At 50.0% G+C, this 6,998-nt stretch carries 5 protein-coding genes, 1 tRNA gene and 1 rRNA gene (1 of these 7 cut by a window edge); 2 read left to right on the top strand and 5 right to left on the bottom strand.

The features are described 5' to 3' along the window. The 5 genes from MUN82_RS02780 to MUN82_RS02760 all read right to left on the bottom strand — a co-directional run. A 16S ribosomal RNA gene (locus MUN82_RS02780) occupies positions 1 to 25 on the bottom strand (it extends 1,490 nt beyond the left edge of the window). 692 nt (positions 26 to 717) lie between these two features. Next, positions 718 to 1,989 carry an adenylosuccinate synthase gene (locus MUN82_RS02775; RefSeq protein WP_245094806.1) on the bottom strand — a complete coding sequence of 424 codons (1,272 nt, stop codon included), beginning with the start codon at positions 1,987 to 1,989 and terminating at the stop codon, positions 718 to 720. Further along, positions 1,989 to 2,336, bottom strand: a complete 348-nt coding sequence (locus MUN82_RS02770; protein WP_245094805.1) for an STAS domain-containing protein — start codon at positions 2,334 to 2,336, stop codon at positions 1,989 to 1,991. The genes MUN82_RS02775 and MUN82_RS02770 overlap by 1 nt, the downstream gene beginning before the upstream one ends. Next, a complete protein-coding gene (locus tag MUN82_RS02765; RefSeq protein ID WP_185280762.1) occupies positions 2,333 to 2,806 on the bottom strand; it encodes a Fur family transcriptional regulator in 474 nt (157 codons plus the stop codon). The genes MUN82_RS02770 and MUN82_RS02765 overlap by 4 nt, the downstream gene beginning before the upstream one ends. A gap of 144 nt (positions 2,807 to 2,950) precedes the next feature. Then, positions 2,951 to 5,164 carry a RelA/SpoT family protein gene (locus MUN82_RS02760; RefSeq protein WP_245094803.1) on the bottom strand — a complete coding sequence of 738 codons (2,214 nt, stop codon included), beginning with the start codon at positions 5,162 to 5,164 and terminating at the stop codon, positions 2,951 to 2,953. 205 nt (positions 5,165 to 5,369) lie between these two features. On the opposite strand from MUN82_RS02760, the gene MUN82_RS02755 reads away from it, so the two are divergent. Together MUN82_RS02755 and tig are read left to right on the top strand one after the other, a co-directional pair. Beyond that, positions 5,370 to 5,451, top strand: a tRNA-Leu gene (locus MUN82_RS02755). A gap of 159 nt (positions 5,452 to 5,610) precedes the next feature. Beyond that, positions 5,611 to 6,948, top strand: a complete 1,338-nt coding sequence (gene tig / locus MUN82_RS02750) for a trigger factor (protein ID WP_245094801.1) — start codon at positions 5,611 to 5,613, stop codon at positions 6,946 to 6,948. Positions 6,949 to 6,998 lie beyond the last annotated feature (50 nt).

Genomic DNA, 6,998 nt, shown 5'->3' with positions numbered 1-6,998 from the left:
GAGCCAGGATCAAACTCTCCATTGTATAAATACTTTAAGCTTACCCGCAGGTAAACCGATGTCAAGTGCTGATCCGACTCGCTTTGTGACGAGTTGTCTTTCGTCTGTTACGCTTGTCGTGAGCCGCTCGAAAGCGGCCCTTACCATTTGTCTTTTCCTGTCATTCAAAGAACGTGTGCCTCACCCTGTTGGTGAAACCGTGTGCCACCTAAACCGTGGCTCCTGTTTTCCGTTTCTCTCGAAGCGGGCTGCAAAGGTAAGCAGCTTTTCGCTAGAAGCAAGCTTTTTGCAAAACTTTTTTTCTGGCCGGCTTTCTTCGTCACCCCTTCCGGTTGAAGCGGGCTGCAAAGGTAAGCAACTTTTCTCTCGTTGCAACTACTCGGTGAAAACTTTTTTTTCAGTGTCCTCGTAGCAACCGCTTCCGGGTGAAGCGGGGTGCAAAAGTAAGAAGCTTTTCTGATGAAGCAAGCTTTTTGAAAAGCTTTTTTTTTGCCACCCAGCTCCAAGAGTCAGGTTACTATCACAAAAGTTATCAACTCGCTGGTCAACTCCCACCGCGTTTCGGTTTGGGAGTGCAAAAGTGGGGCTTGTCTCGCAACTTTCCAAATACGTTTCTTAGCGAAAAGCCCTCTAGTATGTAAATACTTGTTTATCAACCATAAAAAAACGAGGTACAGACTATACGAGCCTGTGCCTCGTTTTTTTATGGTTGACCTCTTAATTAAGATGTAGGGTGCTTACTCTATCTGGCCCCACGCTTACGATACGGACAGGGACTTCTAAATTTTCCTCTAAGTAGTGTAGGTAGTCTTTTAGAGTCTGAGGTAGCGCTTCTGGATCTGTAATTTCCTGGAGGGTGGTGCGCCAGCCGGGCAAGGACTCATAGACAGGAATTACGCTTTGTAAGGTACCGTAATCCGGAAACTGGTCGGTAGTCTCGCCGTTTGGTAACTGATAATGCGTGCATACCCGAATTTCATCGAACTCATCTAGCACATCAGCTTTCATCAGGTGAAGTTCTGTTACCCCATTCAGCATAATGCTATAGCGCAGAGCCGGCAGATCGATCCAACCACAACGGCGGGGGCGTCCGGTAGTAGAACCAAACTCATGACCAGCTTGGCGAATCTGCTCCCCCACTTCATCGTGTAGCTCGGTGGGGAAAGGACCACTACCCACACGTGTGCAGTACGCTTTGCTTATGCCGTATACCTTGTCGATATGGCTAGGTGCTACGCCTAAGCCGGTACAAGCACCTGCTACAATAGTGCTAGAAGAAGTAACGAAAGGATATGTACCGAAATCAATATCCAACATAGCTCCCTGGGCGCCTTCAGCCAAGATTCGTTTGTTTTGCTGCAGCAAGTCATTTAGCAAATACTCTGTATTCGTTAGCTGTAGCGTGCGCAAAAAATCAATAGCAGAGAAAAACTCAGCTTCGTGCGCTTCTATGGCCAAGTCTTGCTTGTAGAAAGCGGCTAGTTGGGCATGGCGAGCAACTGCCTCTGCGTAGCGCTCTTTAAAGTCTGGCAGTAGGATGTCGCCTACCCGCAGGCCCGTACGGCCTACCTTATCTTGGTAGGTAGGGCCAATACCTTTTAGGGTAGAGCCAATCTTACCCCCTCCCCTAGCCTCTTCCAAAATGCGGTCGAGGGCACGGTGCGACGGAAGGATAAGCTGCGCTTTTTGGGAGATAAAGAGGTTTTCACCCCACTGAATGCCACGGTCGGTCAGCTTTTGCAGCTCTCCACGGAATACCACAGGGTCAAGCACTACCCCATTGCCCACTACATTAATAATATGTGGGTGAAAAATACCGGATGGCACTTGGTGCAACACGTGTTTTACACCATCGAAAAACAGGGTGTGACCTGCGTTGGGGCCTCCTTGGAAACGGGCAACTACATCGTATGTTGGGGCCAACACATCGACAATTTTTCCTTTTCCTTCATCTCCCCACTGTAGTCCTACGAGTACGTCAACTGGCATTAGTTTGCAGCTTTCAAGTGTTCAGCCGCTGATGCTTCATCGGCGGCAATAGTGAAAATGGCGTTTAGCTTAGTGATGAGCAGAAGCTTTTGCAGCTGCTCAGAGGGTTTTATCAAAACCAACTCGCCGCCTTGGTTGCGAAATTTGGTTAGAACGGATACCAGTACACCGATGCCTGTGCTATTAATAAAGCGCACGGCTGACAAGTCAATGGCACAAAATCGAATGGCTTCGCCCAGATATTCATTGACGATTTGCAGAATTTGTTGAGAGTCAGGACTCCCAATCAGGTCGCCGGAGAGGCGCAGGTACAAGATGCCGTCTTCGACGGCAGAGCTACTATTCATTCGGCTGAAGAGTGGGCTGCGGCTTTGGCACGGCAGTCGCCGCACACCCCATATAGGTTTAAGGAGTGGTGCAAGATATGGAAATTCAAAAGTTCGCCGACCATCGTCTGAATACCATGAATGCGTGGGTCGCAAAATTCCACCACTTTGTGGCACTCTGTGCAGATCACGTGGTCGTGCTGACGGTAGCCGTATGACTTCTCATACTGCGCCAAGTTCCGGCCAAATTGGTGCTTGCTTACCAAACCATGTTCTACCAACAAATCCAGTGTATTATAGACCGTGGCACGGCTCACTTGCAGCCCTCTCGTCTTCATGCCGGCAAATAACTCTTCTACATCGAAGTGGCCGGTGCGCGAGTAAATTTCCTCTAGGATAGCATAGCGCTCTGATGTTTTGCGCAGGCCTTTATTTTCAAGGTAGGCGGTGAAAATTTTCTTCACTTCCTCAAATTTTTCTTTATCAAGCATGCTGATTCTTCTTAATAAAGGTGAATAGAGGTGCGACTTGGATGACTATATCCACTACTGGAGTTTCCTCCAACCAAGCACTCCATCATCTCCTTTTTATACCTTTTTAAACTCCCGGTTTTAGTTTGTGCTTTTATACACTCTTTAGCGGACAGTATCGAAACGCTCTACCCCGAGCACGCCTCGCACTTTGCTAAGGCGATGAATCATTTTATTCAGATGATCGGTGTCATTCACGAAGACCATAATCTGCCCTTCAAACATTCCGTCGTTGCTATCAACCGTGATAGAACGCATGTTTACCTTCAAGCTATTGGAAATAACCTTGGTTACATCATTGATTAAGCCCATGCGGTCGGAACCTTTGATGTGAATGCCCGCGAGGAAAGCTAGCTCTAGTTGGTCTGTCCACTTGGCGCGCACAATGCGATTGCCGTAGTTCGACATAAGCTTAACTGCCTGCGGACAGGATGTGCGGTGAATGACAATGCCCTTATCAGCCGTTTCAAAACCGAACACATCATCACCAGGAATGGGGTTGCAGCAAGGAGCAATTGTATAGTCGAAGGTGTTGGTGTGTTCGCCAATGACGAGCATATCAGCCCGTACACCGCGTGCTTTTTGCACTTCGTGGTCGAACGACTTGGGCGCGAGGATAGAAGGCTGTGACGACACACTGTCTTCGCTAAACAAGTCCTCTTTAATTTCACGACCATCAAGCTGCCCAATAGCTAACCGGTAGTATAGCTCCGGTAGGCTATGCACATGAAAATGGGTCAGAAGCCGGTGTAGGTTCTCGGCCGTATTCGGCACGCCGAGCAGTTCCAACCGTTTCTCCACAAGGTATCGGCCGTCTTCTGATTTGGCCTTTTTATCGTCGCGCAGGTACTCTTTAATGCGGGAGCGCGCCTTTGAGGTGGTCACGTATTGCAACCACTCCTCGGTAGGGCGCTGCTTATGCGAAGTCAGAATTTCTACCTGGTCGCCGTTGCGAAGCTGGTAGCTGAGCGGCTGTAGCTTCTGGTTGACCTTGGCCCCGAGGCACTGTAGACCAATGTGCGTATGAATCTCAAAAGCGAAATCTAGCGCCGTTGATTTATCAGGCAGGCTAATGAGTTTACCTTTTGGCGTGAAGGCATAAACTTCCTTTACAAACAGATTCTGACGAAACTCGTCCATGAACTCCAAAGCGCTGGAGTTGTTAGTTTCGAGCATTTCGCGCACTTTATTGATCCAGGCCTCTAAGCTTGATTCGGCCTGCGAAGTGGCGGCATCCTTGTATTTCCAGTGAGCAGCATAACCTTTCTCGGCAATTTCGTCCATGCGCTTGGTGCGTACCTGCACCTCTACCCATTGCCCGGAGCGCGACATAACGGTGGTGTGCAGCGACTCGTAGCCGTTGGATTTGGGCGTACTCACCCAGTCGCGCAGGCGGTCGGGGTTGGGTTGGTAGAAATCCGTAACGATGGAGTATACCTGCCAACAAGCCGCTTTTTCTTGCTCGTAGGGTACATCTAGGATTACACGGATGGCAAACAAATCGTACACCTCCTCGAAAGTGACATTCTGCTTGCGCATCTTTCGCAAAATAGAATAGATGGATTTCGGCCTACCCTTGATTTCGTAATGAAAGCCTTGGGCACTCAGTTCCTCATCGATAGGCGCCACAAACTCCTTGATGAACCGGTTGCGGACGCTCTGACTTTGGCGGACTTTGTTGCGCAAATCGTTGTATACCTCTGTATCGGTGTACTTCAGATACAGATCTTCCAACTCGCTTTTGATGGTGTATAGACCCAGGCGGTGGGCTAGCGGTGCGTAGAGGTAAATGGTTTCGGAGGCAATTTTGAGCTGCTTATGGCGCGGCATCGAGTCGAGCGTGCGCATATTGTGCAGGCGGTCGGCGAGCTTGATGAGAATCACACGCACATCTTCCGAAAGCGTGAGCAGCATCTTGCGGAAGTTCTCGGCCTGCTCCGACGTGCCATAGTCGAACACACCGGATATCTTGGTTAACCCGTCTACAATGCGCGCTACCTTGAAGCCAAATTCGCGCTCTACATCACTGATTTCCCAGGGCGTATCTTCCACCACATCGTGCAGCAGCGCCGATACGATGCTGGTAGTGCCCAGCCCGATTTCTTCTACTACAATCTGCGCTACGGCCAGCGGATGCAGAATATACGGCTCGCCAGATTTGCGGCGCATATTTTTGTGCGCCTCCAGCGAGGTATTAAATGCTTTTTTGATCAGCTTAGCGTCGCCCTCTTTGAGAATAGGCTTCGCCGTGCGCAACAGCCGACGGTAGTGACGCAGAATCTCGTTGCGTTCTGCTTCGGGGTCGATAGGGGTAGCCATAGTATGCAAGTGGAGCACTGCTCCGGGTAGGCAGAGTAAGAAAACGAAGGTACAACATAGACCAACAGCGAGAAGCCAATAAAAGGTTGTCTTTTGGCCAACGATGCCCTGCTGACTGGCACTATTATGCAAACACTTGAATTTACTTTTGGATTTTCAAAACAGTTGCGTAGCTTTGCGCCCCCAAGGCAGAAGGCCGGGATACGCGGATGTGGCGAAATTGGTAGACGTGCCAGACTTAGGATCTGGTGCCGCAAGGCGTGTGGGTTCGAGTCCCTCCATCCGCACTTATTTACAGTATTCGTTTCTGGTTTTTACTGGAAACAACAACAGAAGCCCTCAACCCACCCGTTGGGGGCTTTTCTTTTTCAACCACGTATTCATCCGCCGTGGGGAACGGCTAGGCATGGCGCCAGCCCTACCCTACTTCTAACCGACGACCTGTTTTGGACATTACCCTCGACAAGAAAGACGACCAGCTGAGTGCCATCCTGACAGTAAACCTGACGGAGGCCGATTATGCTGCCAACGTAGACCAAAAAATTAAGGACTACGCCAAAAAAGCGCAAATCAAAGGTTTCCGTCCGGGTAAAGTGCCCGCTGGCCTGGTGCGCAAAATGTACGGCAAAGGCCTGCTGGCCGATGAAATCAACGAGCGGTTGGGCAAATCGGTAGATGCGTATATTAAGGAGAACAACCTGCGCATTCTGGGCGAGCCGATTCCAGTGCCGACGGATGTTGACTTTGATAACCAGAAGGACTTCAGCTTCCAGTTTGAACTGGGCCTGCTCCCCGAAATTGAGCTACCTGCTGATCAAAGCATTACGGTAGACCGCAACCAAGTGTCGCTCGACGAGGCTACCCTCACGGAAACCTACGACCAGATTGGCCGTCAGTTTGGCGAAAGCACAAACCCTGAGGTTTCGGAGGATAACGACTACCTATACGGTCGCCTGAAAAAGGCTGACGCTGAGGAGGAAGGCAACGTGGTGTTGCTCCCCATCAATAAAGTAAAGAATGGCGTGGAGCGCTTCATCGGTGTGAAGCCAGAGGACAGCATTACGTTTGATCTGAAAGAAGCCTTCGACGGCGACGTATCAGCAATTGCCAACTTCTCGGGCTTGAGCAAGGATGAAGCTGCCGAAGTAAGCGGTGACTACACGCTGACGGTGGAGAAAATCAACCGTACCAATGCTGCTGAGTTCAACCAGGAACTGTTTGATAAAGTATTCGGCAAGGACATTGTCACCTCGAAAGAGGAGTTCGATGAAAAGGTGCGCACCACCATCCAAGAGAACTACGACCGTGAGTCTGACAACCTGGTAAACCGTCAGATCATCGATAAAGTAATTGACAGCCTGCAAGTTGAACTACCCAAAGAGTTCTTCAAGAAGTGGTTGGTACGTGCTAACCAGGGCAAACTGACGGCTGAGCAGGTAGAAGAGCACTACAACGACTACGAGCGTGAGCTGAAGTGGTCGATGGTGCGCAACAAGGTAGTGGAAACCGAAGGCCTGAAGGTGTCGAACGACGAAATCGTAGACCGCACCATTCAGAAGATCATGGGCCAGTTCAACCTGCCCGAGGTGAACGAAGAGCTGCAGGCGTCGATGCGCAGCTTTGCCGATAACTATCTGCGCCAGGACAACGGGAAGAACTACGTGGACGAGTATGAAGCCATTCTGGCAGAGAAAGTACTCGAAAACCTGCGCGGCAAAGTTGTTGTTAACGAAACACCGATTACGGCCGAGGACTTCCGCAATCAAAACCAACAGGCGAGCTAATTTGCCGTATTAGGTTTTCAGGTCAACAAAAAAGCCCTTACTTGCCGTAA

Origin of the sequence: Hymenobacter aerilatus (assembly GCF_022921095.1) — a bacterium.
Classification (GTDB): domain Bacteria; phylum Bacteroidota; class Bacteroidia; order Cytophagales; family Hymenobacteraceae; genus Hymenobacter; species Hymenobacter aerilatus.
Note: the sequence above shows the minus strand (reverse complement) of the source record. Positions and strands in the feature narration are given on the sequence as shown.

Coding starts and splice junctions, on each gene's coding strand:
- MUN82_RS02775 (WP_245094806.1), bottom strand. CDS start 1,989: ATGCCAGTTGACGTACTCGTAGGACTACAGTGGGGAGATGAAGGAAAA.
- MUN82_RS02770 (WP_245094805.1), bottom strand. CDS start 2,336: ATGAATAGTAGCTCTGCCGTCGAAGACGGCATCTTGTACCTGCGCCTC.
- MUN82_RS02765 (WP_185280762.1), bottom strand. CDS start 2,806: ATGCTTGATAAAGAAAAATTTGAGGAAGTGAAGAAAATTTTCACCGCC.
- MUN82_RS02760 (WP_245094803.1), bottom strand. CDS start 5,164: ATGGCTACCCCTATCGACCCCGAAGCAGAACGCAACGAGATTCTGCGT.